Raw genomic sequence first — 25,637 nt, 5'->3', positions numbered from 1 at the left:
CCGCCAGGATCTTGTCGGCGTTCGGATAACCGAAGTCCTCGATCGCGTAACCAGGGCCCTCGTCCGCGACGGAACCCATCGCCGAGGCGCCGACCGGCGCGCCCGTTCCGGCGACTCCGCCCGCGACCGCGAGCCACGCCAGGGCACCCGCCCCCAGGGCCGCGCCAACAGCGCGGCGCATCGTCTTCCGTGCCTTCATCACTGTCCTATTCGTCGGTTCGGGAGAGCCCCGAAGCAATGAATCAAAGCGGAAGAGAAGGCCGCCGTACGGCGCGGATGGATGAACGCGTACACGAGTCCATCACCCCGCGGAAGCCCCCCGCTCCCGGAATGAGCGTAACTGCACGTTCAGTTGCGATAGCCCCGGAAGAAGTCGGGGTTACGAACTCGGCGGCGGTAAGGGTGGCCGTCGAGAGCCCTCCATATGTAAGCACTCGGCTTGAATTTTCGTCCAACGACACCGAAGTGACGTGCGCCACATCTGGGATTGCGGAGGCCTCGGAGCGCCGGGTTCCGAAGGTGTCATTCCGGAGCATCGGAATTCCTTATTCCGGGGCATCTGCATAAGTTGTTTCGGAGTGCTGGATTCCAGGAATGCAGCCCGGCCGAATGATTCCCGAAGATGGGCATGGCGGCGCGAGTCCCGGGAGGCCGGACCCCAGCCATGCGGTGAAGCTGGCCGAGGCCCATGGGGAGCCCTCCCCTCGGACCGACCGGCGCCGGCTGAGCGGCAGGTACACAGGGGGCTTCCCCGGCGCAACCGGGTTCGGCGGCCGGTCGGCGCAAGGCGATCCGCCGTTCGCGCCTGCTCCTCGGCGCGACGATGGTGATCCTCATGGCCAACCAGGCCGGGCCGTTCGAGCCGGACCCCGCCCCCACGCCATGCAGCCCGCCCCGGTACGAGCACGGACGCGGGCCTGGACGAGCTCGACGTGACCCGCGGCCTGCTCTGGACCGGCCTGGCCGGGGTGGTCTTCGTGATCCTGGTTCCGTCGCGGGTCTCGGTGCGTCCGGGGCTGCTGAGCAAGAGCGGAGTACTGGTGGAGGAAACGGTCCGTGCCGACTCCCTGATCTCGGTCCGGTGGTACGACGGGGTGGCCCAGCGGATGGCCCTCCGCGACACGGAGGGAAGCCGGGTCGAGATCGACCCGACCGTCCTGATCCGGAACCCCGCGATGTGGCACCTCCTCGACATGGACGCCCGCACATCGATCCGGGGCGGCACCCTGCTGAGCGGCGCGGCCGCCCTGCGTGAACTGTCGGAGCGCATCAACCGCGGGATGGCCCACGGCGTGTTCAAGGTTTCCGGTCTGCCCTCGTGGCCTCCACCCGTCCCGGCATGGCCACGGCGGCAGGACGTCCTGCCGTGGCGACCGGGGTGATCATGATCGCGGTCGGCGGTTTCGGCCCGACATCCGATTGGGCATCGACCGCCTGCGGACATCCCCGCCTGGGGCCGGGTCTACGCCTTCTTCCGCCGCTGGCGCGAGCACGGGCTGATCACCGAGTTCCACGACCGGCTGCGTGGGAAGGTCCGGATGCGCGAGGGCCGCGAGGCGGAGCCCACGGCGGGGATCATCGACGCGCAGTCGGTGCGGGCCGCAGCGACCGTGCCGGCCGCTTCACGCGGCTACGACGGCGGGAACCCTCGTCTGGGCCGACGGCGGCTACACCGGCGGCCTCGTCGACTGGTGCCGGGACACACTCGCCCTGATCCTGGAGATCGTCAAGCGGACCGACGGCATGACGGGGTTCGTGGTGCTTCCAAGGCGCTGGGTGGCAGAGCCCACGTTCGCGTGGCTGATGAACTCCCGCCGTCTGGCCCGGGACTACGAGACGCTGCCCGCTTCCAGCGGAGCGGCGATCCGGTGGTCGATGATCACCCGGATGAGCCGGCGTCTGGCACGGCCCCGGACCGCCGTCCGGCACTGAACGCCCCCGACGCCTCGGCGAGGAGCCACCCGCGGGGCAGCGGCACGGCCGACGCCGCTGTTTCCCGCTCCGCCTCGGCCTCGGTCACGGCAGTGGACTCGGCGGCGGACGCGGCCAGGGCTTCTACCAACTCCTCCCGCGCGATCACCCCCCGGTCCAGCTCGATCTCCGCGGCCTCCAGCACCTCAGCCAACCGCGCGTCTTCCTCCCGCAGGCCCTCCACCCGCACCCGGGCAGCAGCCTCCCGCTCCTCCAGCATTCCCAGGCACCGACGCCACCGCGACCCCTCGGTCATGAAGCGGACACAAGACGCCGCATGCCTCCCTCACTCCGAAGGAGACCATGCCTGACCAGCAGAAACCAACGGATCACGTTCGGTTGAGATACGGCTTCTCAAGGCAACCGCCAGAAGGACTCAGCGCACGCCGTTGGTCGTGCAGCCAGCCACCGGAGCGTCAGCTGGCGCTCACTCAGGCCGTTGTCAGTGCCGTGACCTACCTTGCGGCTGGAAGCCGCAGTGGGTGCCGCCCGACGGGCCGAGCAACGGACGGAGGTACTCCCCCGTGAGGACATGTGCCGTATGTACGAAGGACATCAGTCACCGGCATGGGCTGGCGAAGTACTGCTCTGACACTTGCGCCTTGGAAGCACGTCGCCCGTCCGTGCTCATCTGCGAGGAGTGCCACGTGCCGTTCGCCCGCCCCAACCGAGTGGGGGCGCCGCCGCGCTACTGCACCGAGGCACACAGAGTGGCAGCAACGATCCGTAAGCGCAGCGACTACCACACCGTCCGCATGGACGAAGCGCGCCTGCTGCGTGGCAAGAGAACGTGCGAAGTCTGCGGGGCCGACATCACTCACCGCCACCCGAAGGCAAGGTTCTGCAGTGGCCAGTGCCGCTATGACGCACAAGGGCACGTCCCCCGTGAGCCTGCCCTGTCTCGCGAGGAGCGCCTAGTCCGGCGGCGCGTAAGACGTGCCGCCGCACGACCCGCTTGGGTATCGCTTCTGTGCAGGCGTTGCGGCAACACCTTCCTCGTACCCAGTGATCTTCCTGGACGCAAACCGCAGTCCTGCCAGCCGTGCCGCGATCTCGACAAGCCACGGGAGCGCACGGGGCCCCGGTCTTGCAAGGGCTGTGGTCTAACGATTCCGATCGGACGGCGCGCTCTCGCCCTCTTCTGCTCCGCCGATTGCCAGGCCAGCGCAAACAATGCAGCTCAGGCCAGGCGGCGCAAGGTGGAGCGGCTGGAAGGGAAGCCGGACCGGGAGTGCGCGGTCTGCGGTCTGGCGATCGACGTGCGTGAACACGGTCTCCGCTCATACTGCGGCCAGGGCTGCTGGTACAGGGCCAACTACACCCCTCGGCCGAAGGCCGGCGAATGTGCCTGGTGTGGTGGCGCGATGTCTCAGCGTCGGGCTGGCGCCCGATTCTGTGGTCAGGCCTGCCGCTTGAAGGCCCAGTACGAGCGCACTGTGGGTTCCGCTCTTCGTTCGCGCCCTTGCAGCCATTGCGGGCAGCGGATGCCTCTCAGTACGGCGCACCGCATGTACTGTTCGGGCCGCTGCTCCCGCCGCGCCTACTTTGAGGCGAACACGGAAAAGGTACGGGCTGCAAAGCGTCGCGGAAACCATCAGCGCAGAGCGATGCTTGCCCAGGCGAAACGGTACAGGGTCAGCGACCGCGACCTCCTGCGTCTGTGGGCTCGGTACGAGGCCGGGTGCGCGTACTGCGGGGATCGTTCGCGAGCCCTGCACCAGGAGCACGTGGTGCCCATCTCCCGAGGAGGGGTCGACGGAATCGGCAACCTGGTACCGGCTTGCCCCGACTGCAATCTCGCAAAGGGCGACAGGACTCTCATGGAATGGCGGCTCGGACGAAAATCGCCGCGCTACCGCGTCCCATCCAATCGGCAGGACTCGGTTCGGCTCCCGACCAGACCGGCGCGGGTTCAGTGAGGCAGGGTCCGCTGCAGGCGCGATGCGGTGGCCCTTCCCTCCTTCCGGAACTGGGTCACACCACCCTCGCCGACCCGCCGCTGGCGGGGCGCCGGCGCTGGCCTGGCGGACCGAGGAGGGGCTACGGCGTCAGGCGAGTTCCCGGACGTCGAGTGGCAGCCTCCAGGGGTGCGGCTGTGGGCCGCGTGGGCCCGAGCACACCACGAGCAGTCCTCCGGGTGGCGCTCGACGTCGGCAAGCTCGGCGCCCGCCGTGCCCCGCACCGTGCGGCCCGTGCCGGTGACGGTCGGGGTCCCGGCGCCGAACACGGTGTCGAGTACCTGCCGCAGGCGATCCGCCGCAGCCGACCGGGACGCACCCCGCGGGAGGTGCGGCCGCCCGGTCCGCCGTTCGGGCCACGCCAGTACAGCGCACAGTGCCACCGGCAGCAGCCGGGCCTCGACAGCAGCCCTGTGAAGTGCTGCGAGGTCCGCGCAAACCAGCAGGTCAGCGAACCCTTCCTCTCGGCTTCAGGTGCGTGGGGGGCAGGTCCGGGGCAGGAATCGGAGGGCCGTCATAGCCCTTCACCTCACCGAATCGGGACCCGTTCATCCAGTCTTCGCGGGCCTGCGCGATATCGCCGTGTGACCGTCCGATCCAGTTCCAGAACATGACGATCTCCTCCTCGAACGGCTCGCCCCCCAGCAGCATCAGGCCTGCGTCCGAGAGGGCGCGCAGGGGGAGTTCGGTGCGGCCGCAGCCCAGGTAGAGCATCGAGCCCGGGAGGACGGGGACGTCGTCGACGCGGGCCTCGCCCGACATCGACAGGACCGCGTACTCGAAGTCCGGGTCCAGGGGGAGGCGGGTCTCGGTGCCGGCCGCGAGGGTGAGGTCCGCGCCGACGATGGGGGTGTACGCCGTGCCGGGCGAGGTCGCCGTGTCGAGGGTGCCCAGGATCACGGTCGCGGTGAGGCCCGGGGCCGTGACCGTCGGGAGGTCGGCGTGGTGCTGGAAGTGGGGGTCCACGTCCCGGTGGGCGTCCGGCAGGGCCACCCACAGCTGGGCGCCGTGCAGGAAGCGGGCGTGCGGGCGGGGGCTCTCCTCGGAATGGCTGATGCCCCGGCCCGATGTCATCAGGCCCAGCTCGCGCGGGCGGATCGTGGCGAGGCTGCCGACGCTGTCGCGGTGCAGGACCTCGCCCTCGTGCAGCCAGCTGACCGTCTGGAGGCCGGTGTGCGGGTGCGGCGCGACCTGCATGCCGGGCTCGTCCGCGATGTCGTCCGGGCCGTAGTGGTCGACGAAGCACCAGGCCCCCACCATGCGGCGGCCCAGGTTCGGCAGGAGGCGGCGGACCTCGGTGGCCTCCCCGAGCTTGACGGTGCGCGGGCTGAGGAGTTCACGGACCGGTTCGGCGACGACGAAGCCGCGGCCGCCGCAGGTGGCGAGAGCGGGCTGGCGATCGAGATTGCTCATACGCCACAACTTAACGCCGCCGGGCCCGGCGGCTCCCGTTCCGCTTGCCGGAATGTCCGCCCCCGCGACGGTGTTGCAGCCACCGATGACCGACAGCGGCCACGAAAGCGAGCGGAAGGAGCCTGCGGGCATGGACGTGAGGACGGGGAAGATGACGGTGGGCACCGGTGGGGACGCCTACCACCTGCACGGGAGTGCCGCCGAGCGCTGGGAGCGCGGGCAGCTGTTCTTCGAGGCCCGGGAGTACGCGACGGCCGCCCGCGTTCTGGTGTCGGTCGCCGAGGAGTCCCCGGAGCAGCTCGCTCCGCGGCTGCTGCTGGCCCGCGCCTACTACCACTCCGCGCAGCTCTCCCGCGCCGAGTCCGAGCTGCGCGCCATCCTGGAGCGGTGGCCGGTGGAGGAGTACGCGCGCCTGATGCTCGGCCGCACCCTGGAACGGCGCGGCCGGGCCGAGGAGGCCCGCCCGCACCTGCGGCTGGCGGCCGCGATGGCCGGCGAGTTCCCGCAGTAGTGGGCCGTCCGGCCCCGCGTGTGCGGGGCCGGGGGGCGGCCTCGGCTAGCCTGGGTCCCATATGAACCGCCTGACCACGCCATTCGGCTCCTACGAACTCACCCGCTTCCCCGTCGACCCGCGCGACCAGCTCCGCGCCTGGGACGCCGCCGACGAGTACCTGCTGCGTCATCTCGACGCCGGTACCGGCGAGCGCGGCCCGGTGGACCTGGCCGGTGCCGGGCAGGTCACCGTGGTCGGCGACCGCTGGGGGGCGCTGACGACGGCCCTGGCCGCGTACCGTCCCACGCAGATCACCGACTCCTCGCTGACCCGCGCCGCCACCGAGGCGAACCTGGACCGGGCCGGCATCGGCACCGCGAAGTCCACGGTGACCCTGCTGACCTCGCAGGACGCGCCGCCCGAGCGGATCGACGTCCTGCTGATCAGGGTGCCCAAGAGCCTGGCGCTGCTGGAGGACCAGCTCTACCGGCTGGCCCCGCACGTGCACGAGGGCACCGTGGTCGTCGGCACCGGCATGGTGAAGGAGATCCACACCTCCACGCTGCGCCTGTTCGAGAAGATCCTCGGGCCGACGAAGACCTCGCTCGCGGAGAAGAAGGCCCGCCTGATCTTCTGCACCCCCACCGCCCCGGGCGCGGCCCGGCCGGCGGGCGCGGGGCCGTGGCCGGTGACGTACACGGTGGACGAGGACGGGGGCTCGGGCGCCGGGCTGACCGTGGTCAACCACGCCGGGATCTTCTGCGCGGACCGGCTGGACGTGGGCACGCGCTTCTTCCTCCAGAGCATCCCGACGAACACGGACGGGGCCCGGGTCGTGGACCTGGGCTGCGGCAACGGCGTCGTCGGCACGGCGGTCGCCGTCGCCGACCCGGACGCCGAGGTCGTCTTCACGGACGAGTCGTACCAGGCGGTCGCCTCGGCGCGGGCGACCTACGAGGCCAACGTCCCGCCGGGCCGGCGCACGGCGGAGTTCCGGGTCGGCGACGGGGTCGCGATGCTGGAGCCCGGTTCGGTGGACCTGGTGCTCAACAACCCGCCCTTCCACTCGCACCAGGCGACGACGGACGCGACGGCGCTGCGCATGTTCGCGCAGTCCCGCAAGGTGCTGCGCACCGGCGGCGAGCTGTGGGTGGTGGCCAACCGCCACATGGGGTACCACACGCACCTGCGGCGGCTCTTCGGCAACAGCGAAGTCGTCGCGAGCGAGCCGAAGTTCGTGGTCCTGCGGGCGGTCAAGCGGGAGGCGAAGCAGCGCCCCATGTGACCTGCCGGTACGTCCTACACTCGGCCGCGTGAGCAACGGGGCGCGGACGGACACGGGCGGGGAGCGGCGCTACCGCCGCGAGGAGGTGGCCCGGGCGGCGGGCGTCAAGGTGCGCAACCTGCGCTACTACCAGGAGCGGGGGCTGCTCCCGCCGCCGCTCCGCGAGGGCCGGATCGCCTGGTACTCCGACGACCACCTGACCCGGCTGCGCCTGGTCAGCGACCTGCTGGGGCGCGGCTACACCGTCAACGGCATCGCGGAGCTGCTCTCCGCGTGGGAGCAGGGCGGCGGCCTGTCGCAACTCCTGGGCCTGGAGCGGGAAATGACCCGGGACTGGGTGCAGGAGGACCCGGTGTCGATGACCCGGGCCGAGCTGCGCGAGCTGTTCGGCCCGGCGGCTTCGGCCGAGGACACGCGGCGTGCGGCCGAGCTGGGCTACGTACGCCTGGACGGGGACCGGGTCACGTATCCGAGCCGGCGGCTGCTGGAGGCCACGGTGGCTCTGGTGCGGCAGGGGGTGCCGCTGGCGGAGATCCTGGACGCCGGGGAGTTCGTCCAGGCACAGGCCGCCGCGCTCGCGGACCGGTTCGTGGGGCTGTTCCGTCGGCATGTGATCGGCCCGGACGGGCTGGAGCATCTTTCGGCCACCCAGCTGGATCACATCCGCGAGGCGGTGGCGGCCCTGCGGCCGGTCGCGGGTGAGGTGGTGGCCGCGGAGTTCGCGCGGGCGATGGCGCGGCGGGTGGAGGCGGAGGTAGCCGAACTGCTGCGTACGGAGCAGTAGGAGTCGGCCGAAAAGGTGCGCTCACGCAACCTTGCCAACCACCATTGGCACTCTTACATTCAACTCGTCGGTAACAAAGGTGCACAGCCGAGATAAGGGACGATCTCATGGCAAGCTCACCGAACTTATCCGAACCGCCCGGCGGGGAAGGCGTGGCCTCCCCGGACCCCGCGGACACCGCCGACAGAGGTGAGGGCCGGGTCCGCTGGCGCCGCTTCGCCCTGTTGACCCTGCCCGCCGTGGCGGTGACCGCGGGGCTGGGCATCGCCCTCGCCCAGGGAGCGCTCGCCGCCTCCTTCGCGGTGTCGGGGCAGCAGTTCAAGGTGTCGGCGACGAGCCTGGAGGGCGAGGGCTTCGCCCAGTACGGCAGCGTCGACGTCAACGCCCGCGAGGAGCTGATCCCGGTGGCGGTCACCGCCATCAAGGAGGCCAAGCTGCACAGCCTCTGCCAGTCGGTGGTCACCACCCTCCCGGTCATCGGCGACATCTCGCTCAACCTGACCGCGGGCAAGAAGGACCCCGTCGAGGCCAGCAACCTGTTCGTGGACGCGACCCAGCTCGCCGGCGACGCGGTCTTCAAGAACATCGAGATCGGCCGCGACGCCTCCACCCTCGACAAGGGGCCGGCCGAGGCGGTCGGCATGCAGGACCTCTTCGCCCAGCAGGCCGACACGGTCACCATCTCCAACCTGCAGCAGACGGCGTGGGCGACCAACGCCGGCACCTTCAAGCTCTCCGGGCTGAGCATGAACATCAGCAAGGGCAAGAAGGAATGCTTCTGAGCCGCTGGCGGCGGTGGCGGCGCGGCCGGCCCTTCTGGGGCGGGCTCTTCGCGGTCCTGGCCGGGGCCTGGATCTGCGTACTGCCGCTGGCACCGCTGAAGATCATGCTCCAGCAGGGAGTGGCGGGGATCCCGTCCGTCCTGATGGGGATCATCATGATCGTCCTCGGTCTCACCGCCTGGTTCTCCCCCCGGCAGCGCTCCCTCGCCGGGGTCCTCACCACGCTCATCGCCACCGCCGCGCTGGTCCTGTCGAACCTCGGCGGGTTCCTGATCGGCACCCTGCTCGGCATCCTCGGCGGCGGGCTGATGTTCGCCTGGCAGCCGTACGCCGCCCCGCGCACCGGGGGCTCCGCCGCCCCCGCCCGGCCCTCCCCCGCCGGGGACTCCCCCACCCCGCACCCCGATCCCCAAGGAGCACAGCCATGAGCCGTACGCGTACCGCGCTCGCCCTCGGCATGGCGGCCGCGGCCGCCCTGACGGTCGCCTCCGCCACCGCCACCGCCGCGCCGTTACCGCTGGCCGGGTCGACGACCGTCACCCCGGCCGGGCACACCTTCCAGGCCACCCTCAGCGGGAAGGCCACCCTCAAGGCCGGTTCGGTCACGGTGACCTGCACGGTCTCCGTCTCCACCGGCACGGTGCCGGCCGCCCCCGGCAACCACAACGCGGCCGGGCCCGTCTCCTCGCCCATCTCGCCTCCGACCTACAGCTCGTGTACGTCGAGCCTGCCGGGCGTGACCCCGACCGTGACCACCAGCGGCGCCTGGTCGGTGTCCATGCAGAACGGTTCCCCGATCACGGCCACCATGACGGTGCCGACCGGCGGTCTCGTCGTGCACACGACCGGACTCGCCACCTGCACCGTCACCGCCGCCCCCGGCGGTCCGGCGTCCGTCCCGGGCACCTGGGCCAACGGCGCCCCGCCGAGCCTGACCTTCACCAACGCCTCGGTCCCGGTCACGGTGACCGGTGGCTTCGGCTGCCCGACGAGCGCGACCTCGTCCGCCTTCAACGCCGTCTACAAGGTCACCGACACCACCGACCCGGCGCAGCAGATCACCGTCGCCCCCTGACCGGGGCCGCCCCGCGCACCGCCGTCCCACCGTTGCCGGAACCTCCCGGTGACGGTGGGACGACGTACCGCTACGGCTACGGCTACGCCTACGGACGCTCGATGACCACCCGGTAGTGCGTCGTGAGCCGCCCGTCGTCGCCGATCACGTGGAAGGCGACGGCCGGCGGCTCGTCGAGGTGGACGTGGTGGTCGGGATCCGTCTGCTCCTCCCAGGGCAGGCGCAGGGTCGACACCACCCCGGGCGCCACCAGCAGCGGGCGGCCCGCGAAGGTGGTCACGGCCGCCGTGTGGGCGTGCCCGCACAGGAAGGCGAGCAGGTGGGGGTGGCGCTCCGCGAGGGCCGCGAGCCGCTCCTCACCGAACTGCCTGATGTCGTCCACGTACGGGGTGTGCAGCGGGACCGGCGGGTGGTGGAAGGCGACCAGTACCGGGACCTCGTGCGGGGTCCCGGTGAGGATGCCGTCGAGCCAGGCGAGCGTGGAGTCCTCCAGGTACCCGTGGTCCTTGCCGGGGACCGAGGAGTCGCACACGGCCAGGACGAAGCCCTCGCCGCGCAGCACCTGGTCGACGGGGTCCGCGGACGGTTCCTCCTGACCCAGCAGGACCCGGCGGAACGCGCCGCGCTCGTCGTGGTTGCCGGGGCAGACGACGGCCGGATGGCGGGAGGCGAGCGCCTTGCGGGCCTCCTCGTACTCGGCGTCCGTCCCGTGGTCGGCTATGTCGCCGCTGATCAGGACCGCGTCCAGGTCGTACGGGAGGGCGTCCAGGTACTCCAGTACGGCGCGGGTGCGCTCCGCGGCGCGGGTCCCGCCGTCGAAATGGACATCACTGAGCTGCGCGATCACGATCACGAACGGTGGCTCCTTCGTCGCCGGTGCGTGGCCGACACCGGCGCGGCGCGTGGCGGTCGGTCACGGCCCGGCCGGGGACGGCTCGTTCGGCCCATTCAACAGGGTGCGCGGGCAGACCCCGCTCCCGCCCAGGGTGCGGGAACTCCCCGTCGCCCGGCCACGGGGAGTTCCGCCCGGAATCAGGGCCCGACGCGCGGGCACCCGCGCCGGAGCCCGGTCAGGCCCCAGCCGGCCGCCGAGAGGACGACGGCACCCCGGCGAGGGCGGCCACGGCCGTGCCGGTGGAGGCGAGCGGGCCGCCGCCGGCCGGGGCGGTTCCCGTACCGCCGACGGCGCGGCCGGAGCCGGTGGCACCGGCCGCCGTGCGGCTCACCGCGCCCGCCTCCGCCGCCGCGGCCGGGCAGACCCCGAGGCCCCAGGTGCCGCCGCCGTCGGTGACCGCACCGGTAGAGGTGGCCGCCTCACCGGCGGGGGCCCGCCGCTACCCCCGGTACGTCTCCAGCAGCCGCAGCCACACCTCGCTGATCGTCGGGAAGGAGGGAACCGCGTGCCACAGCCGCCCGATCGGCACCTCGCCCACCACCGCGACCGTCGCCGCGTGCACCAGCTCGGCCGCGCCGGGCCCCACGAAGGTGGCGCCCAAGAGCACCTCCCGGTCGAGGTCGACGACCATCCGGGCCCGTCCTCGGTACCCGTCGGCGTACAGGCCCGCGCCGGACACCCTGCCGAGGTCGTGGTCGACGGCGCGCACCCGGTGCCCGGCCCGCTCCGCCTCGGCGAGGGTGAGGCCGACCGCGGCGGCCTCCGGGTCGGTGAACACCGCCTGGGGCAGGGCCTCGGTATCGGCGGTGGCGGCGTGCGCGCCCCAACGGGCGGTGTCCGGGGCCGGCGATCCGGCCGCGCGGGCGGCGATGGCCGCGCCCGCGATCCGGGCCTGGTACTTGCCCTGGTGGGTGAGGAGCGCCCGGTGGTTGACGTCCCCGACGGCGTACAGCCAGTCGTGCCCGGGGACCCGGCAGCTCTCGTCGACACCGATCCAGCCGCCCGGGGTCAGCCCGACCGTTTCCAGCCCGATGTCCTCGGTCCGCGGCGCCCGCCCCGTCGCCATCAGCAGCTCGTCGCCCTCCAGGGTCTCGCCGCCCTCCAGCACCACGGTCACCGGCCCGGTCGGACCGTCCCGTACGACCGCCTCGACCGCCACCCCGGTGCGCACCACCGCGCCGGCCTCGGTCAGCGCCTCGACGACCAGCTCGCCCGCGAAGGGTTCCATCCTCGGCAGCAGCCCCGACCCCCGGACGAGGACGGTCACCCGGGATCCGAGGGCCTGCCAGGCCGTGGCCATCTCGGCGGCCACCACGGAACCGCCCACGATCAGCAGCCGGCCGGGCACCTCGCGGGCGGAGGTGGCCTCACGGCTGGTCCAGGGCCGGGCCCCGGCGATCCCGGGGAGGTCCGGGACCACGGCCCGGGTGCCGGTGGCGACGACCACGGCGTGCCGGGCGGCGAGGATGTGGTGCTCCCCCTCGGGACTGGTGACGGCGACCTTGCGGACCCCGTACAGGCGGCCGTGGCCCCGGTAGAGGTGGGCGCCGATGGAGTCCATCCAGTCGAGCTGGCCGTCGTCCTTCCAGTCACCCGTCCAGTAGTCGCGGTGCGCGAACACCGCCTCCGCGTCGAGCGGCCCCCGGACCGATCCGGCCAGTCCGGGGACCCGGCGTGCCTCCGACCGGGCGAGCGCCGGGCGCAGCAGGGCCTTGCTGGGGATGCAGGCCCAGTACGAGCACTCACCGCCGACGAGTTCGCTCTCCACCAGCGCCGTGCTCAGCCCGGCGGCGCGGGTCCGGTCGACGATGTTCTCGCCGGCCGGGCCCCCACCGAGCACCACGACGTCGTACTCCACCGCTTCAGTCATGCGGTCCAGTGTCACCGCAGCGCGGGGGGCACGTCCCGCAAGGTCAGGCTTCCGGCGTGCCGGGGGTCCCGTCCGCGCCGTCGGCCGGGGCGGACTCGGCGATCTTCGCCCGGACCTCGTCCATGTCCAGGGCGCGGGCCTGCCCGATGAGGTCGGTCAGCGCCGCCTCGGGCAGCGCTCCGGGCTGCGCGAAGATGGCGACCTGGTCCCGGACGATCATCAGCGTCGGGATCGAGCTGATCTGGAAGGCCGCCGCCAGCTCCTGCTGCGCCTCGGTGTCCACCTTGGCGAAGACCAGGTCGGGGTTGGCCTCGGCGGCCTTCTCGTAGACCGGGGCGAACTGCAGGCAGGGGCGGCACCAGCCCGCCCAGAAGTCGATCAGCACGAACGGGTTCTCGCTGACCGTCCGGTCGAAGTTCTCCTTGGTGAGTTCGACTGTAGCCACGGTTTCCGGACCTCCTGATCGCAGTGTGTCCTGCTGGAACGATCGGCCGGCGCCCTGAATTCCGCCGGCCCCGCCGGGTCGCTAGAACGGGTGGGCCGGCGGGGTGGTGCGGGCCGTGGTCCAGCGCAGCTCGGTGAAGGCGTCGAGGTTGGCCTCGCCCCCGAAGCGGGCGCCCGTACCGGAGGCGCCGACTCCGCCGAAGGGGGCCACCGCCTCGTCGTTCACGGTCTGGTCGTTGATGTGCGCGATGCCGGTCGGGATGCGTCCGGCCAGCTCCAGGCCGTGTCCCGCGTCGCGGGTGACGATGCCCAGGGAGAGTCCGTAGGGGCCCGCCGAGGCCAGCTCCACCGCTTCCTCCTCCGTCGCGAAGGAGCGTACGGGTGCCACCGGACCGAAGACCTCCTCCGCGTAGGCGGGGGTGTCGTCGGCCACCCCCGCGAGCACGGTCGGCCGGTAGAACAGGTCCCGGTGGGTGCCGCCCGCGACCAGCTTGGCGCCCTGCTCCACGCTGGCCTCGACCAGGCCGTGGACCCGCTCCAGCTGGGTCCGGTCGAGCAGCGGGCCGAGGTGCACGGGCTCGCGGTACGGGTCGCCGACGGCCAGGGCCTCGGCGCGGGCGGCGAGCCGTTCCACGTACTCGTCGTAGAGCGAGGCGTGGACGAGGTGGCGCCCCGCGGTCATGCAAATCTGGCCCTGGTGGAAGAAGGAGCCCCAGGAGGCCTGTGCGACGGCGGCCTCGACGTCCGCGTCGGCGAGCACGACGAGGGCGGAGTTCCCGCCCAACTCCAGGTGGGCGCGAGTGAGGTGACGGCCCGCCAGTTCACCGACGGAGCGCCCCGCGGCGGTGGAGCCGGTGAAGGACACGACCCGCACGCGCGGGTCGGCCACCACCGCGGCACCCGTCCGCGCCCCGCCGGGCAGGACGTGCAGCAGCCCGGCCGGCAGTCCGGCGGCCGCGAACACGGCGGCCGGCGCGRGGCCGCCGCAGACGGCGGTGCGGCGGTCCGGCTTGAGCAGGACCGCGTTGCCGAGCGCGAGCGCGGGCGCCACGGAGCGGATCGAGAGGATCAGCGGGGCGTTGAAGGGGGCGATCACCCCGACCACCCCCGCCGGCACGCGCCGGGTGAAGGAGAGCCGGGGCGCCTCACTGGGCAGCACCTGCCCGACCGGGCGGGAGGCCAGCGCGGCGGCCTCGTAGCACTCCTGGGCGGCGACGTGCAGCTCGAAGTCCGCCTTGCCGGGAATCGAGCCCGATTCCCGGACCAGCCACTCCCGCAGTTCACCGGCGTGGGCCGTGAACAGGTCCCCGGCGCGGCGCAGCACGGCCGCGCGCTCCGGGTGGCCCGCCCGCGCCCAGTCGCGCTGGGCGGCGCGGGCCCGTACGGCGGCCTCTCCCACGTCGGCGGGCCCGGCGAGGTCGATGGTGGCGAGGGTACGGCCGGTCGCGGGTTCGACGACCGGGGCCGTGCCCCCGGTGAGGGTGGGTCCGTCCTGCCAGAGAGTCGGGTCGAGCAGGGGCATGACGCGGGGCCTCCGGATGGGGGTGGGCGGGGCGGGGGGCGGCAGCACGCGCCATCGTGCCAGACCGGGGGCACCACTTCTGTTCAGTTATTGGGCAGTTGACAGGATCCGGTGACCGGAAACGATCGACTCCCCTGGGGCGTGGGCGGGTTCAGCGCTCCAGGACCAGCGCGATGCCCTGCCCGACGCCGATGCACAGCGCCGCCATACCGGTACCCGAACCGGCCGCCGCCAGCTGGTGGGCGACCGAGCCCGCCAGCCGGGCGCCCGAGGCGCCGAGCGGGTGGCCGATGGCGAGGGCCCCGCCGCGCGGGTTCACCGCGGCCGGATCCAGCTCGGGCCAGGCCCCGAGGCAGCCCAACGCCTGGGCCGCGAAGGCCTCGTTGAGCTCCAGGACGGACAGGTCGGCCAGTCGCCGGTCCGCCTTGGCGAGCGCCCTCGCGACGGCGTCGACCGGTCCGAGGCCGAAGAGCTGCGGCTCGATGCCGGTGACGGCGGAGGCGCTGATCCGGGCCAGCGGCTCGCGTCCGGTGGCGGCCAGCCCCGCCTCGTCGGTGAGCAGCAGGGCGGCGGCCCCGTCGTTGAGGGGGGAGGCGTTCCCGGCGGTGACGGTGCCGGAGCCGTCGCCGCGGAAGGCGGGCTTGAGGCGTGCCAGGGACTCGGGGGTGGACCCCTCGCGGATGGACTCGTCGCGTACGAGGTCCACGCCCGGGTAGCCGACGACCTCGCCGTCGTAGAGCCCGGCGGACCAGGCGGCCGCGGCCTTGCGGTGGCTCTCCAGGGCGAACAGGTCCTGCGCCTCGCGGGAGATGCCGTGCTTCTCGGCGATCAGCTCGGCGCCCTCGCCGAGGGAACCGGTCCACTCGGGGGGCATGGCCGGGTTGGTCATCCGCCAGCCGAGGGTGGTCGACCACATCTGCTGGTGCCCGGCGGGGAAGGCGCGTTCGGGCTTCTGCACCACCCAGGGGGCGCGGGTCATCGACTCGACGCCGCCCGCGATGGCGACGGAGGCGTCACCGACCGCGATGGCGCGGGCGGCCTGGATGACGGCTTCGAGCCCCGATCCGCAGAGCCGGTTGACGGTCACGCCGGGCACCGTCACCGGCAGTCCGGCGAGCAGCACGGCCATGCGGGCCACGTCACGGTTGTCCTCGCCCGCGCCGTTGGCGTCGCCGAAGACGACGTCGTCGATGCGGGACGGGTCGAGGTCGGGCGTACGGTCCACCAGGGCGCGCACCACGTGGGCGGCCAGGTCGTCCGGCCTGACCCCGGCGAGGGCCCCGCCGAACTTGCCGATCGGGGTGCGGACGGCGTCGACGACGTACACGTCGCGGACGGTGCGGATGCTCATGGGGTCGCTCCTGGGCGGATCCGTACGGGCGGCGGCGCGTTCGGTGCCGGTGTGGGCACCGGGACGCACCCCCGGGGCACGCCCGGTGGGGCGCGCCCGCAGTCTCCGCCCCCACGTCGCCGCCTGTCAACGGCCTCCCGGCCACCCTCGGCAGCCACCGGGCCGGCGCCCGGGCGCGCGCACCACAGCCCGCGGCTCCGGCTCCGGCTCCGGCTCGGGGCTCGGGGCTCGGGGCTCGGGGCCCATGACCCGGCGGCCCCGGGCTCACACCCTCCGGCGGACTCGCGCTCCCGGCGTCAGGTGGATTCGCGGTGGACCGCCGTCGCGGCCATCAGATCGTGCCGCCGGGTGATCTCGGACGGCTCCCGCACCGCGCGGTCCACGAGCGAGGCCAGGTGGTCCCCGGTCGGCAGCTCGATCTGGACGGTGCTGAGCCGGGGGCGCAGCAGCCGCCCGATGAGCAGGTCGTCGGCGCCCATGACGGCGACGTCCCCGGGGACGTCCAGCCCCTCGTCCTGCAGGGCGCGCATCAGCAGCATCGCGTACTCGTCGTTGTACGCGAACACGGAATCCAGGCCGAGCGAGCGCCAGCGGCCCGCCAGCTCCGCCGCGGACTGCTCCGTGTAGGCCATCGGCAGCACCTCGGTCCGCGCGCCCTCCACCGACCGGGCCCCGGCCAGCCGGGGTGCCGAGAACAGCTCCAGGCCTTCCTCCTGCGGGACGATCACGCCGATCCGGCTCCGGCCGCGTTCCACGAGGTGGGCGGCGGCCCGTGCCCCGACCTCCGCCTGGTCCATCACGAGGGCGTGGGCCCCCGGGACGCCGACCGGGCCCAGCGTTATCACCGCGCGCGCCCCGGCCCGTTTGAGGGTGGCGACGTTGCGCGCGGACAGACTGATCTCCCCCAGCGAGATCACCGCGACGGGCCGCAGTTCGGCCCACGCCCGCGTCGCCTCGTCACCGCTCAGGCCGACGCTGCCGTACTGGACCACCGTGTAGTCGAGACGGCGCAGGGCCCACTGGAGCTCGTTGAGGAAGGCGCTGTACAGCGGGCCCACCGGGACGTGCGAGCTGGGCAGCAGGACGATGCGGGTGTGCCCGGCGCGCAGGCTGCGGGCCGCGGCGTGCGGGACGTAGCCCAGTTCCTCGGCGGCCTCGCGGACCTTGCGGCGCGTGGGCTCGCTGATGCGTACGGCTTCCGCGTTGTTCAGCACGTACGAGACCGTCGCGCGCGACACGCCGGCCAGGCGGGCGACATCGGCGCTGGTCGGGACGGGTGCGGGTGCCGGTTCGGGGGGCGGGGTGGCCGGGGCCCGGCGGCTGCGCGGCTTCGGCGAGCTCGGGGGGATCGGCGCGTTCGATGAGTGAGACATTGCCGAGGCATCCTTCCAGACCGATCACGCCCGGGGTCTAGCGGATGGCCGGAAACGGGTGCTAGGCAGTGGTTACACGATTCATTGACACGTGTAACCTCCGCCGTCACCACGGCATACGGGCGTCGCCCTCCCCGCTCCACGAGGCAGCGCCACACGTGTCCCGCCGTGCCGCCGCCCCGTCGCGTTCTCCCGCACCCCGCCCTCGCGACGGGGCGGCGCGCACCCCCTCACCCGCTCGCATTCCCTGCCCAGGAGGGCACCGTGGCCCTTTCCTCCCCCGGCACCGGCAACACCGCCGCCACCTCCGACACCTCCGCCGCCCCGGCCCCCGGACGCGGACTGCTCCCGCTGCTGCTCGTCGGCAACACCGCGATGTACTCGCTGTACATCGGCGTCGGCGGCATCCTGCTCGCCCTCCAGGTCGAGCACGTCGACCCGGTGCACAAGGTCTCCGACTTCGGCCTGATCGCGGGGGTCTCGGCGGTCTTCGCGACGGTCTTCAACCCGGTCGCCGGCGCCCTCTCCGACCGCAGCGGACGGCGCAACCCCTGGATCCTCGGCGGCGGCCTCGCCGCCGTGCCCGCCATGTTCCTGCTGGGTCTGGCCGACACCGTCCTGCTCATCGCCATCGCCTGGTGCCTCGGCCAGGCCGTCATGAACGTCTACCAGGCCGCCCTCACCTCGGTCGTCCCCGACCGGGTCCCGACCGCCGCCCGCGGCAGGGCCTCGGCCGCCGTCGGCCTCGGCCTGCCCTTCGGCTCCGCCCTCGGCGCACTGGCGGGTGCCGCGTTCTCCGAGGACCACCGCACCGGGTACCTCTTCTTCGGCGCGCTGGTGGCGGCCGCGGCGGTGCTGTTCACCGCCTGCACGCGCGAGCAACGGCTCCCGGCGCGCGCACCCCTGCCGGTCCGGGCCCAGCTGGCGGCCTTCACCGGTGCCCTGCGCGACCACGACTTCCGCTGGGCGTTCATCGGGCGCGCGCTGCTCGTGCTCGAATACTTCGCGGTCAGCGGCTATCAGCTGTACATCCTGCAGGACCACACCGTGCTGCCGGAGGGGATGAAACCCGAGGCGGCCGTGGCCGTGCTGATGCCGCTGACGAGCGTGGCGATGGTCCTCTCCACCGTCCTGGGCGGCTACCTGTCCGACCGCTTCGACCGCCGCAAGCTGTTCGTCGGCGCCTCGGCCCTGCTGTCGGCGGTGGCGCTGGCGATCCCGGCCGTGTCGGCGAGCTGGTCGGCGATGCTGGCCTTCTCCGTGGTCAACGGCCTGGCCTTCGGCTGCTACATGGCGGTCGACACCGCGCTCGTCACGATGGTGCTGCCCAAGGCCGAGGACGCCGCGCGCGACATGGGCGTGCTCAACATCGCGAACGCGGGACCGCAGATCGTCGCACCGTTCATCGCCTCGGTGATCGTCTCGGTGAGCGGCGGCTACACCGCGCTGTTCGTCATCGCCGCCGTGCTGGCCGTGGCGGGCGCGCTGGCGGTACGGCCGATCCGCGGCGTCCGCTGACGGCTCCCCCACCCCTTCGTACCCACCTACCTCCGAGAAAGGCTCCACCGTGCAGCTGCGCACCCAGACCTGGGGCGAGGGCGACCGCCTCGCCCTCCTCGTCCACGGCATCATGGCCGACCACCGCACCTGGCGCCGGGTCGGTCCCGCCCTCGCCGGGCGCGGCTACCGGGTGATCGCCGTCGACCTGCGGGGCCACGGAGCCAGCGGACGGGGCGAGTACAGCCCCGAGCTCTTCGCGGACGACCTCGCCGAGACCCTGCCCGCGGGCGCCGAGCTGACCCTCGGCCATTCCCTGGGCGGCCTGACCCTGTCCCTCGCGGTGGCACGCCTGAAGCCCGCCCGGGCGGTGTTCTCCGACCCGGCCTGGCACCTGGCCCTTCCCGAACCGGGCCTCGGGCCGGAGCTGTTCGCCGGTTTCAAGACGGCCGACCGCGAGCGGATCCGGGCGATGAACCCGCGCTGGGACGAGGAGGACGTGGACGTCGAACTGAGCACCCTCGCCGTGTGGGACGAGGCCACCGCGCTCGGCCTCGCCCCCCTGGCCGGCCGGGACCTGCTGCCGGCGGCCCCCGTGGTCCCCTCGCTCGTCCAGCTCGCCGACCCGAGCTTCCTCGTCCCGCCGGAGCGGGCCGCACTGTTGGAGGAGCGCGGCTTCGAGGTCCGTACGGTCGCCGGGGCCGGGCACACCATCCACCGGGACGACTTCGACGGATTCATGGCCTCTCTGGAGGGCTGGGTCTAGCGAACACCCCCTGACGCCCAACGGACACACCACGGGCCCGCCCCGCCGGTGGTCCCTTCCGGATCGGGGCCGCATCCCCTTACCGTCGGTACTACCGATCGGTAAGGGGGAGGTCCGATGGCGGGTTCGTTGCATGCGGCCGGTACGACGGGGGCCTTGGGGGGTCGTGCCCCCCAAGGCCCCTCAGGTCTGCTGGAGATGGCCGAGGCCCTGGCCGAAGGAAGGGTCACGGCACGTCGGCTGACCGAGCGTTCGCTGGAAAGGATCGCCGCGTCCCAGGTCTCGCTCAACGCCTTCCGGGTCGTCCGGACCGAGGCGGCCCTCGCCGAGGCGGACGCGGCGGACGCGCGGCTGGCCCGCGGTGAGCGGCTGCCGCTGCTGGGCGTGCCGGTCGCGGTCAAGGACGACATGGACGTGGCCGGGGAGCCCACCGCCTTCGGCTGCCCGGGGGACTTCCCGCCGAGGACCGCCGACAGCGAGGCGGTACGCCGCCTGCGCGCGGCCGGCGCCGTGATCGTGGGCAAGACCCAGACCCCGGAGCTGGGGCAGTGGCCGTTCACCGAGGGTCCCGCCTTCGGTGAGACCCGCAACCCGTGGAACCCGGCCCACACCCCCGGCGGTTCCTCGGGCGGCTCGGCCGCCGCCGTGGCCGCGGGGCTGGTGCCGGCCGCGCTCGGCTCCGACGGTGCGGGCTCGGTGCGGATCCCCGCGGCCTGGACCCACCTGGTGGGGGTCAAGCCCCAGCGCGGGCGCATCTCCACCTGGCCGGAGCCCGAGTCCTTCCACGGGCTCACGGTCAACGGCGTGCTGGCCCGTACGGTGGCCGACGCCGCGCTGCTGCTGGACGCGGCGAGCGGACCCGCCCCGGGGGACCTCCACCGCCCGGCACCGTTCTCGGCGGTGGAAGCGGCCGGCCGGCCGCCGGGCCGCCTGCGGATCGCCCTGTCCTACGGGACGGCCTTCACCGCCTCGGCCACGCCCCTCGCCCCCGTGGTCCGTGCGGCGGTGGAGCGGCTGGCCGGGCGGCTGGAGGCGCTGGGCCACGAGGTGATCCCGGAGGATCCTCGCTACGGCCCCGTCGGTCCCGCCTTCGTGCCGCGCGCGACGGCGGGCGTACGGGAGCTGGCGGCGCGGGTTCCGGACCCCGGGCTGCTCGATCCACGCACCCACGGGGCGGCTCGTACGGGCCGCCTGCTGGGTGGGCTGGCGCTGCGGCTCTCGCGGCGGGCCGAGGGGCTGCTGCGCCGCCGGACCGGGGAGATCTTCGACCGCTTCGACGTGGTGCTGACCCCGACGACGGCCACCCCGCCCCTGCGGATCGGCGCTCTGGCCGGGCTGGGAGCGCTGGCCACGGACCGGTCGATGATCGCCGCGTGCCCGTACGCCTGGACGTGGAACGTGCTGGGCTGGCCGGGTGTCGGCGTCCCCGCGGGGTTCACCCCCGACGGACTTCCGCTGGGCGCCCAGCTGTTGGGCCCGGCGGAGTCGGAGCCGAGGCTGCTGGCGCTGGCGGCGCAGCTGGAGGCGGCCGAGGACTGGGCACGGCACTGGCCGCCGGGGAACGTTCGCCCGGAGTCGGGGCGTCCTTGAACCGCCCCGGACAGCCGCCCGTCCACGCTCGCGGCGGCTTGGATTCGATCTTGCATTGCCCGCCGAGGACGACCGCGTGGTCTTCCGGGTGACCCGGCTCGGACGGCACACCGGGCGGCATCCGCGGATGCCCGAGCCCACGGGCCGCGAGTTCGAGGTCGAGGCCATCTGGCTGTTCACCCTGACGGAAGGGAAGATCTCGCGGATCCGCGGGGTCAGCGACCGGCTGGGGCTCTTCATCCAACTGGGCCGGGACTGGCCCGAGGTCGGCTGATCCGGGCGGGCCACCGGGGCCACGGAGAAGACCGCGACCGCATTATTCGGCCACCTGTCTCATTCGCATATGATTCGGCACGGCCGGCTCGCGGCGCGATCCGGACTTCTCCAACTCCTTGCAGAACAGGTGGCCTTGCCATGCCCAGAAACCTCAAGTTCGCCTCGGTCGCCCTGGCCGGCGTCCTGGCCGCGACCGGCCTGACGGCCGCGACCGCCTCGCCCGCCGCTGCCGCGCAGACCTGCCCCTGGCCGTACGTCTGCTTCCTCGACGGCAACGAGAACATCCTGACGATGTACAAGGACACCGGCTGGCAGCCCACCAGTGCCAAGACCCGCACCGCCCGCTGGGTGACCGACGCGCGCAACCAGGACTGCGCGTACCTGAAGTACGCCAGCGGCTACGTCGACCAGATCCGCCCCGGCCAGAGCTTCGGCCTCGGCTCCGGCGTCGTCGAGATCAACATCACCAACGGCTGCCCCTGATCCTGTGGGCCCCGCCTTCCCCGGCCACCGCGACCGTGGCCGGGGAAGGCCGGATCCCCCTCCCCTCCCGCGCGCCCCTGAGTAACGTCACGTCACATGATGTTCTTACGCCGCGCGGCCCTCGCCGCCGCCTTCCTCGGCGTCACCGCCGTCCTCCCGCCCGCCGCCGCGCACGCGGCCCCCTCCCCCGCCTGCCAGGCCTCCCCGGCCTCGGCCGCCGCCCCCGCACCGGACCCGGAGCAGGCCCGCCTCGCGGACCCGCGGACCGCCGCGTTCCCGGAGCGGGCCGGACTCGACTCCTTCGTACGGCGCTTCCCCGCCGCCCTGTGCACCGCCCGCGACGCCGCCGGGGCGGAACGCCTCCTCGACACGTGGGGCGAGGCGCTGTGGCAGGCCGCCGTGAACCGCGCCCAGGGAAACCGGACCGACGGTGACCTGCCCGCCGGCGACGACCGGCCGCTCTACTGGGCCAGGCTCGCCATGACCGTCCGGCTCGCGCGGTGGCAGCCGGAGTTCCCGGTCGACCGCGCGGCCCTGAAGTCCCGGTTCGAGGACGCCTCGCGCGGGCTCACCTCCAACGGGTTCCGGCCGGCCCCGGGCGTACGGCGGATCTTCGTCAGCGGCTTCGACCCCTTCGGGCTGGACGCCGAACTGCGCCGGGCCAATCCCTCCGGCTCTGCGGCGCTCCGGCTCAACGGCCGCCGGATCACCCTCGCGGACGGGACGACCGCCGAGGTCCGGGCCGTCGTCCTGCCCGTCCGCTACGCCGACTTCGACGCGGGCATCGTCGAGCGCGCCTACGGCCCCCGGCTGGCGGCCGGCCCGCGCTCCGCCGACATGATCACCAGCATCAGCCAGGGTTACCCCGGGATCTTCACCCTGGAGGCCTGGGCGGGCCGGGCCCGTTCGGCGGACCCGTATCCGGACAACGCGGGCGCCCTCTCCGGCGGTACGTACGAACAGCCCGTCACGGCGCCCGGCCTCGGCCCGGGGGCGGAGTTCCTGCGGACGAGTCTGCCCACCGAGGCCATGACCGGCGTCCAGGCGCCCCATCCGGTACGCCTGAACACCGCCGTCACGGAGATACCCGCCGGGCAGCAGGGCCCGGTGGACCGGGCGGACGGACCCACCCCCGGATCGCGCGCCGTGGCGGGCGGAGGCGGCGGCTACCTCTCCAACGAGGTGGCCTACCGCTCCAACCGGCTCCGCCTGGAGCTGCGTCCGGACCTTCCCGGCGGCCACCTGCACACCCCGGTGCTCACGGGACTGCCCGCCGACCCCGGCCGGTTGACCGGGGCCGAGTTCGAGCACAACGAGGACGCGATCACCCAGGAGGTGCTGGAGGTGCTGCGCGCCTCTAACGCAGGGCGCTGAACGCCTTGGTGAAGGCGAGGGGCTGCTGGAGGATCGAACTGCACGTGGCGTCGGCGTGGTTCACCGCTCCGGCCGCGCACTGCTTGTCGCGGGTCGCCGACCACATGGCCAGGCGCCCGATCCCCTTCGAGGCCGCGAACTCGACGAGCTGCGTCGCGTCGGAGACCGAGAAGACCTCCGTCGCGACGTCGTTGACGCCGATCATCGGGGTGACGGCGACGGCCTTCCAGGCCGCCTGCTCCGAGAGCCCGAGCACGCCCTTGAGCTGGGCCTGGGTCGCCGTCGCGGCCTGGATCGCGTACTGGCCCATGTCCCCGCCGTACGCCGGTCCGTAGTCCATCGCCATGATGTTGACCGCGTCGATCCGCACGCCGTTCTTCCTGGCGTCGGCCAGCAGTGCCACGCCCGGCTGGGTCAGCCCCTCGGGCATCACGGGCAGGGTGAACGCCACGTCCAGGCCGGGGTGGGACTTCTGCAGCCGGGCTATGGCCTGGGCGCGGCGCGCGTTGGCGGCGGTGTCCGGCAGGGCGGCGCCCTCGATGTCGAAGTCGACCTTGGTGAGCCGGTACCGGTCGATGACCTTCCCGTACGCGGCCGCGAGGTCGTCGGCGTTCGCGCAGTTCAGCGCCAGTTCGCGTCCGGCGGCGCCGCCGAAGGACACGCGGACGTCGCCGCCCTTGGCACGCAGCGCGCCGATCTGGGCCGCCACCGTGTCGCTCGCCAGGTCGGTGACACCGCCCCACAGCGGGGAGCATCCGCCCCCCGAGGTGACGAAGGCGAGGTGGAACTCCTTCACGCCGGTACGGGCCACGGTGTCGAGCAGGTCGTAGGCCGGGTAGAGGGAGGTGTCGACGTACGGGGCGAAGCGCGCGCCGGCGCCCGGGGCGGGCGCGGGGACGGTCGGGGTCACGGTGGGGGTCGGGGTCGCGGTCGCGGTCGCCGTGGGGGCCGCGGTGGGGGTCCGGGTCGGAGCCGTCGGCGCGGGGGCCGGGCCGCCGGTGGGGCCGCCCGTGGGCCGGCCGCTGGGCTGCGGGGTCGCGCCCTGGTCGACGGAGCACTTCACCCCGTTGATCAGGCACCCCGTCGGAGCGCCGGGGGTGCCGGACCCGCTCGCGACGAAACCGACGGTGACGGAGGCCCCGGGGGCCAGGGTCCGGTTCCAGCTCGCGGGCTTCACGGTGACGCGCTGTCCGGCGACCGTGTGGGTTCCGTTCCACAGGGAGTCGATCTTCGTGCCGGCGGGCAGGTCGAACTGCAGGGTCCAGTCCTCCCGGGCCTCGGCCGTGTTGTTGGTGACGACGTACTGCCCGGTGTAACCGCCGCTCCAGGAACTGGAGGTGGTGTACACCGCGCCGACCGAGGTGGCCTGCGCGGTCCCGGTGAACGCGAAGGCGGCGCCACCGATCACCGCCGCCGCCACGATCGCGCCCGTGATCTTCGCCTTGCCGCTGGTCGTACGGCGGTGACCGACTGTGCTGCCCATCGCGTGCCTGCCTCTGTGTTACCGGGGAGTTGGGGTGCGGCAGCACGCTAGCCTCACGGAATCGGACATTCCGCCCTTCCCGTCCGCCGGCCACGAACCTTAGGTTCCGCTTAAGGTGGCGGTAAGAGGGGGATGAGGAAACGGACTTCCGTACGTACGCCACCACACGCCGGAAGCGAAATGACCGCGCGGGTGCCGGTTCAGGCGAGGCCGAGGGGGCGGCCACCCTGCCCATGGATCCCCTCGTTCGGGCACTCGGTCATGCCGGGACCCCGGCCCGCCACGGTCGGTGAGCAGGGGCTTCACCGTCGCGGCGGGACACGTCCCGGCGCGGGGCGGGCTGCGCGACAGGGGCCGCGAAAGCCAGTAACCTGCGCCGGATGACGGCTCTTTCGCATCACGGCAACAGTCACGTCGAACAGCCCGGCCGGGACGGGGACACCGCCACCACCGAGGCCGATCCGGTCTCCATCGGCCCCGTGCGCACCGAATACGCGCCCGATCCGGACGGGGATCCCGACCCCGGGGAGATCGTGTGGACCTGGGTCCCCTTCGAGGAGAACGACGGCCGCGGCAAGGACCGCCCGGTGCTCGTGGTCGCGCGGGAAGCGGGCGGGCACACGCTGCTCGCCGTCCAGCTCTCCAGCAAGCGGCACGACGCCGACCGCGAGTGGGTGGCGATCGGCTCGGGACCCTGGGACGGCGCCGGACGGGAGTCCTGGGTGGACCTGGACCGGGTACTGCGGGTCCACGAGTCGGGCATGCGCCGCGAGGCGTGCGCGCTCGACCGTGGCCGGTTCCGGCTGGTGACCGACCGCCTGCGGGAGCGCTACGGCTGGCAGTAACCCGGCACCCCCGCGCGGCCGGCGGTCAGGGGTCGGACCTCCCCGCCGCCCCGGGAGCACGGGCCCGCCGCGCTCCGCGTCGGGGAGGTCCGGCCGGGCCGCCCCCG

26 protein-coding genes and 1 pseudogene are annotated in these 25,637 nt (G+C 73.3%); 16 read left to right on the top strand and 11 right to left on the bottom strand.

The features are described from left to right. Nucleotides 1-181, bottom strand: a pseudogene (locus tag AB4039_RS23320) (hypothetical protein); the annotation flags it as partial. A gap of 751 nt (nt 182-932) precedes the next feature. On the opposite strand from AB4039_RS23320, the gene AB4039_RS23315 reads away from it, so the two are divergent. Together AB4039_RS23315 and AB4039_RS23310 are read left to right on the top strand one after the other, a co-directional pair. Then, nucleotides 933-1,382, top strand: a complete 450-nt coding sequence (locus AB4039_RS23315; RefSeq protein WP_442271719.1) for a hypothetical protein — start codon at nt 933-935, stop codon at nt 1,380-1,382. A gap of 142 nt (nt 1,383-1,524) precedes the next feature. Then, nucleotides 1,525-1,932 carry a transposase gene (locus tag AB4039_RS23310; protein ID WP_442271718.1) on the top strand — a complete coding sequence of 136 codons (408 nt, stop codon included), beginning with the start codon at nt 1,525-1,527 and terminating at the stop codon, nt 1,930-1,932. Here the strand turns inward: AB4039_RS23310 and AB4039_RS23305 are convergent. Next, nucleotides 1,880-2,227: a hypothetical protein gene (locus AB4039_RS23305; protein WP_442271717.1), complete on the bottom strand. Its 348-nt coding sequence runs from the start codon at nt 2,225-2,227 to the stop codon at nt 1,880-1,882. The genes AB4039_RS23310 and AB4039_RS23305 overlap by 53 nt on opposite strands. A gap of 499 nt (nt 2,228-2,726) precedes the next feature. On the opposite strand from AB4039_RS23305, the gene AB4039_RS23300 reads away from it, so the two are divergent. Continuing rightward, nucleotides 2,727-3,890: an HNH endonuclease gene (locus AB4039_RS23300; protein ID WP_442271724.1), complete on the top strand. Its 1,164-nt coding sequence runs from the start codon at nt 2,727-2,729 to the stop codon at nt 3,888-3,890. A 486-nt stretch (nt 3,891-4,376) separates the two neighbouring features. Here AB4039_RS23300 and AB4039_RS23295 read toward each other — a convergent pair whose 3' ends face one another. Beyond that, a complete protein-coding gene (locus AB4039_RS23295; RefSeq protein ID WP_442271716.1) occupies nt 4,377-5,342 on the bottom strand; it encodes a pirin family protein in 966 nt (321 codons plus the stop codon). A 130-nt stretch (nt 5,343-5,472) separates the two neighbouring features. On the opposite strand from AB4039_RS23295, the gene AB4039_RS23290 reads away from it, so the two are divergent. The 6 genes from AB4039_RS23290 (at nt 5,473) to AB4039_RS23265 (ending at nt 9,761) form a co-directional block, all read left to right on the top strand. After that, nucleotides 5,473-5,853, top strand: coding sequence for a tetratricopeptide repeat protein (locus AB4039_RS23290; RefSeq protein WP_266846883.1), 381 nt, complete (start codon nt 5,473-5,475; stop codon nt 5,851-5,853). 70 nt (nt 5,854-5,923) lie between these two features. Further along, entirely contained in the window at nt 5,924-7,120 is a 1,197-nt protein-coding gene (locus AB4039_RS23285) for a methyltransferase (protein ID WP_442271723.1), read from the top strand. 28 nt (nt 7,121-7,148) lie between these two features. Further along, nucleotides 7,149-7,904: a MerR family transcriptional regulator gene (locus AB4039_RS23280; RefSeq protein ID WP_266846885.1), complete on the top strand. Its 756-nt coding sequence runs from the start codon at nt 7,149-7,151 to the stop codon at nt 7,902-7,904. A gap of 224 nt (nt 7,905-8,128) precedes the next feature. Beyond that, entirely contained in the window at nt 8,129-8,686 is a 558-nt protein-coding gene (locus tag AB4039_RS23275) for a DUF6230 family protein (protein WP_030229922.1), read from the top strand. Further along, complete coding sequence (locus AB4039_RS23270; RefSeq protein WP_266846886.1) at nt 8,677-9,114, top strand: DUF6114 domain-containing protein; 438 nt, start codon at nt 8,677-8,679, stop codon at nt 9,112-9,114. Before AB4039_RS23275 ends, AB4039_RS23270 begins: the two co-directional genes overlap by 10 nt. After that, complete coding sequence (locus AB4039_RS23265) at nt 9,111-9,761, top strand: hypothetical protein (RefSeq protein WP_266846888.1); 651 nt, start codon at nt 9,111-9,113, stop codon at nt 9,759-9,761. The genes AB4039_RS23270 and AB4039_RS23265 overlap by 4 nt, the downstream gene beginning before the upstream one ends. Before the next feature lie 88 nt (nt 9,762-9,849). Here AB4039_RS23265 and AB4039_RS23260 read toward each other — a convergent pair whose 3' ends face one another. The 7 genes from AB4039_RS23260 to AB4039_RS23230 all read right to left on the bottom strand — a co-directional run bounded on the left by AB4039_RS23260 (nt 9,850) and on the right by AB4039_RS23230 (nt 17,216). Next, entirely contained in the window at nt 9,850-10,614 is a 765-nt protein-coding gene (locus AB4039_RS23260) for a metallophosphoesterase (RefSeq protein WP_442271715.1), read from the bottom strand. A gap of 217 nt (nt 10,615-10,831) precedes the next feature. Further along, nucleotides 10,832-10,987: a hypothetical protein gene (locus AB4039_RS23255; protein WP_266846892.1), complete on the bottom strand. Its 156-nt coding sequence runs from the start codon at nt 10,985-10,987 to the stop codon at nt 10,832-10,834. A 108-nt stretch (nt 10,988-11,095) separates the two neighbouring features. Continuing rightward, complete coding sequence (locus tag AB4039_RS23250) at nt 11,096-12,526, bottom strand: dihydrolipoyl dehydrogenase family protein (protein ID WP_442271714.1); 1,431 nt, start codon at nt 12,524-12,526, stop codon at nt 11,096-11,098. Between the two features lie 43 nt (nt 12,527-12,569). Beyond that, nucleotides 12,570-12,971 (bottom strand): thioredoxin family protein, encoded by a 402-nt coding sequence (locus AB4039_RS23245; protein ID WP_266846894.1) that lies wholly within the window; start codon nt 12,969-12,971, stop codon nt 12,570-12,572. An 81-nt stretch (nt 12,972-13,052) separates the two neighbouring features. Next, nucleotides 13,053-14,492 (bottom strand): aldehyde dehydrogenase family protein, encoded by a 1,440-nt coding sequence (locus AB4039_RS23240; RefSeq protein ID WP_442271713.1) that lies wholly within the window; start codon nt 14,490-14,492, stop codon nt 13,053-13,055. Between the two features lie 151 nt (nt 14,493-14,643). Then, on the bottom strand, nt 14,644-15,843 hold the full coding sequence (locus AB4039_RS23235; protein ID WP_442271712.1) for a thiolase family protein: 1,200 nt from the start codon (nt 15,841-15,843) through the stop codon (nt 14,644-14,646). A 296-nt stretch (nt 15,844-16,139) separates the two neighbouring features. After that, on the bottom strand, nt 16,140-17,216 hold the full coding sequence (locus tag AB4039_RS23230) for a LacI family DNA-binding transcriptional regulator (RefSeq protein WP_442271711.1): 1,077 nt from the start codon (nt 17,214-17,216) through the stop codon (nt 16,140-16,142). Nucleotides 17,217-17,480: 264 nt separating this feature from the next. Here AB4039_RS23230 and AB4039_RS23225 point away from each other — a divergent pair, with 264 nt between their 5' ends. The 6 genes from AB4039_RS23225 to AB4039_RS23200 all read left to right on the top strand — a co-directional run bounded on the left by AB4039_RS23225 (nt 17,481) and on the right by AB4039_RS23200 (nt 23,202). Next, the gene (locus AB4039_RS23225) at nt 17,481-18,734 is read left to right on the top strand and encodes an MFS transporter (RefSeq protein ID WP_266846901.1); all 1,254 of its coding nucleotides are present in this window, start codon (nt 17,481-17,483) and stop codon (nt 18,732-18,734) included. A gap of 49 nt (nt 18,735-18,783) precedes the next feature. Further along, nucleotides 18,784-19,479, top strand: coding sequence for an alpha/beta fold hydrolase (locus AB4039_RS23220; RefSeq protein ID WP_442271710.1), 696 nt, complete (start codon nt 18,784-18,786; stop codon nt 19,477-19,479). 117 nt (nt 19,480-19,596) lie between these two features. After that, nucleotides 19,597-21,069: an amidase gene (locus AB4039_RS23215; RefSeq protein ID WP_266846904.1), complete on the top strand. Its 1,473-nt coding sequence runs from the start codon at nt 19,597-19,599 to the stop codon at nt 21,067-21,069. Between the two features lie 55 nt (nt 21,070-21,124). Next, on the top strand, nt 21,125-21,343 hold the full coding sequence (locus AB4039_RS23210; protein WP_266846905.1) for an ester cyclase: 219 nt from the start codon (nt 21,125-21,127) through the stop codon (nt 21,341-21,343). 140 nt (nt 21,344-21,483) lie between these two features. Then, entirely contained in the window at nt 21,484-21,828 is a 345-nt protein-coding gene (locus tag AB4039_RS23205; RefSeq protein WP_266846907.1) for a hypothetical protein, read from the top strand. 96 nt (nt 21,829-21,924) lie between these two features. Beyond that, entirely contained in the window at nt 21,925-23,202 is a 1,278-nt protein-coding gene (locus AB4039_RS23200) for a pyroglutamyl peptidase (RefSeq protein ID WP_442271709.1), read from the top strand. On the opposite strand, the gene AB4039_RS23195 is transcribed toward AB4039_RS23200, so the two are convergent. After that, on the bottom strand, nt 23,186-24,685 hold the full coding sequence (locus AB4039_RS23195) for a cellulose binding domain-containing protein (RefSeq protein WP_266846910.1): 1,500 nt from the start codon (nt 24,683-24,685) through the stop codon (nt 23,186-23,188). The genes AB4039_RS23200 and AB4039_RS23195 overlap by 17 nt on opposite strands. A gap of 380 nt (nt 24,686-25,065) precedes the next feature. Here AB4039_RS23195 and AB4039_RS23190 point away from each other — a divergent pair, with 380 nt between their 5' ends. Next, nucleotides 25,066-25,530, top strand: a complete 465-nt coding sequence (locus tag AB4039_RS23190) for a type II toxin-antitoxin system PemK/MazF family toxin (RefSeq protein WP_266846911.1) — start codon at nt 25,066-25,068, stop codon at nt 25,528-25,530. Nucleotides 25,531-25,637: the final 107 nt, after the last annotated feature.

Origin of the sequence: Streptomyces sp. M-16 (assembly GCF_052114405.1) — a bacterium.
GTDB lineage: Bacteria > Actinomycetota > Actinomycetes > Streptomycetales > Streptomycetaceae > Streptomyces.
The sequence above is the reverse complement of the archived record's forward strand: the minus strand, read 5'-3'. Positions and strand labels throughout refer to the sequence as shown.

Excerpts from the sequence above, each read along its gene's own strand:
- AB4039_RS23250 (WP_442271714.1), bottom strand. The coding sequence starts at position 12,526 with ATGACTGAAGCGGTGGAGTACGACGTCGTGGTGCTCGGTGGGGGCCCG.
- AB4039_RS23265 (WP_266846888.1), top strand. The coding sequence starts at position 9,111 with ATGAGCCGTACGCGTACCGCGCTCGCCCTCGGCATGGCGGCCGCGGCC.
- AB4039_RS23205 (WP_266846907.1), top strand. The coding sequence starts at position 21,484 with ATGCCCAGAAACCTCAAGTTCGCCTCGGTCGCCCTGGCCGGCGTCCTG.
- AB4039_RS23190 (WP_266846911.1), top strand. The coding sequence starts at position 25,066 with ATGACGGCTCTTTCGCATCACGGCAACAGTCACGTCGAACAGCCCGGC.
- AB4039_RS23290 (WP_266846883.1), top strand. The coding sequence starts at position 5,473 with ATGGACGTGAGGACGGGGAAGATGACGGTGGGCACCGGTGGGGACGCC.
- AB4039_RS23300 (WP_442271724.1), top strand. The coding sequence starts at position 2,727 with ATGGACGAAGCGCGCCTGCTGCGTGGCAAGAGAACGTGCGAAGTCTGC.
- AB4039_RS23230 (WP_442271711.1), bottom strand. The coding sequence starts at position 17,216 with ATGTCTCACTCATCGAACGCGCCGATCCCCCCGAGCTCGCCGAAGCCG.
- AB4039_RS23200 (WP_442271709.1), top strand. The coding sequence starts at position 21,925 with ATGATGTTCTTACGCCGCGCGGCCCTCGCCGCCGCCTTCCTCGGCGTC.
- AB4039_RS23270 (WP_266846886.1), top strand. The coding sequence starts at position 8,677 with ATGCTTCTGAGCCGCTGGCGGCGGTGGCGGCGCGGCCGGCCCTTCTGG.
- AB4039_RS23305 (WP_442271717.1), bottom strand. The coding sequence starts at position 2,227 with ATGACCGAGGGGTCGCGGTGGCGTCGGTGCCTGGGAATGCTGGAGGAG.
- AB4039_RS23235 (WP_442271712.1), bottom strand. The coding sequence starts at position 15,843 with ATGAGCATCCGCACCGTCCGCGACGTGTACGTCGTCGACGCCGTCCGC.
- AB4039_RS23215 (WP_266846904.1), top strand. The coding sequence starts at position 19,597 with ATGGCGGGTTCGTTGCATGCGGCCGGTACGACGGGGGCCTTGGGGGGT.
- AB4039_RS23295 (WP_442271716.1), bottom strand. The coding sequence starts at position 5,342 with ATGAGCAATCTCGATCGCCAGCCCGCTCTCGCCACCTGCGGCGGCCGC.
- AB4039_RS23195 (WP_266846910.1), bottom strand. The coding sequence starts at position 24,685 with ATGGGCAGCACAGTCGGTCACCGCCGTACGACCAGCGGCAAGGCGAAG.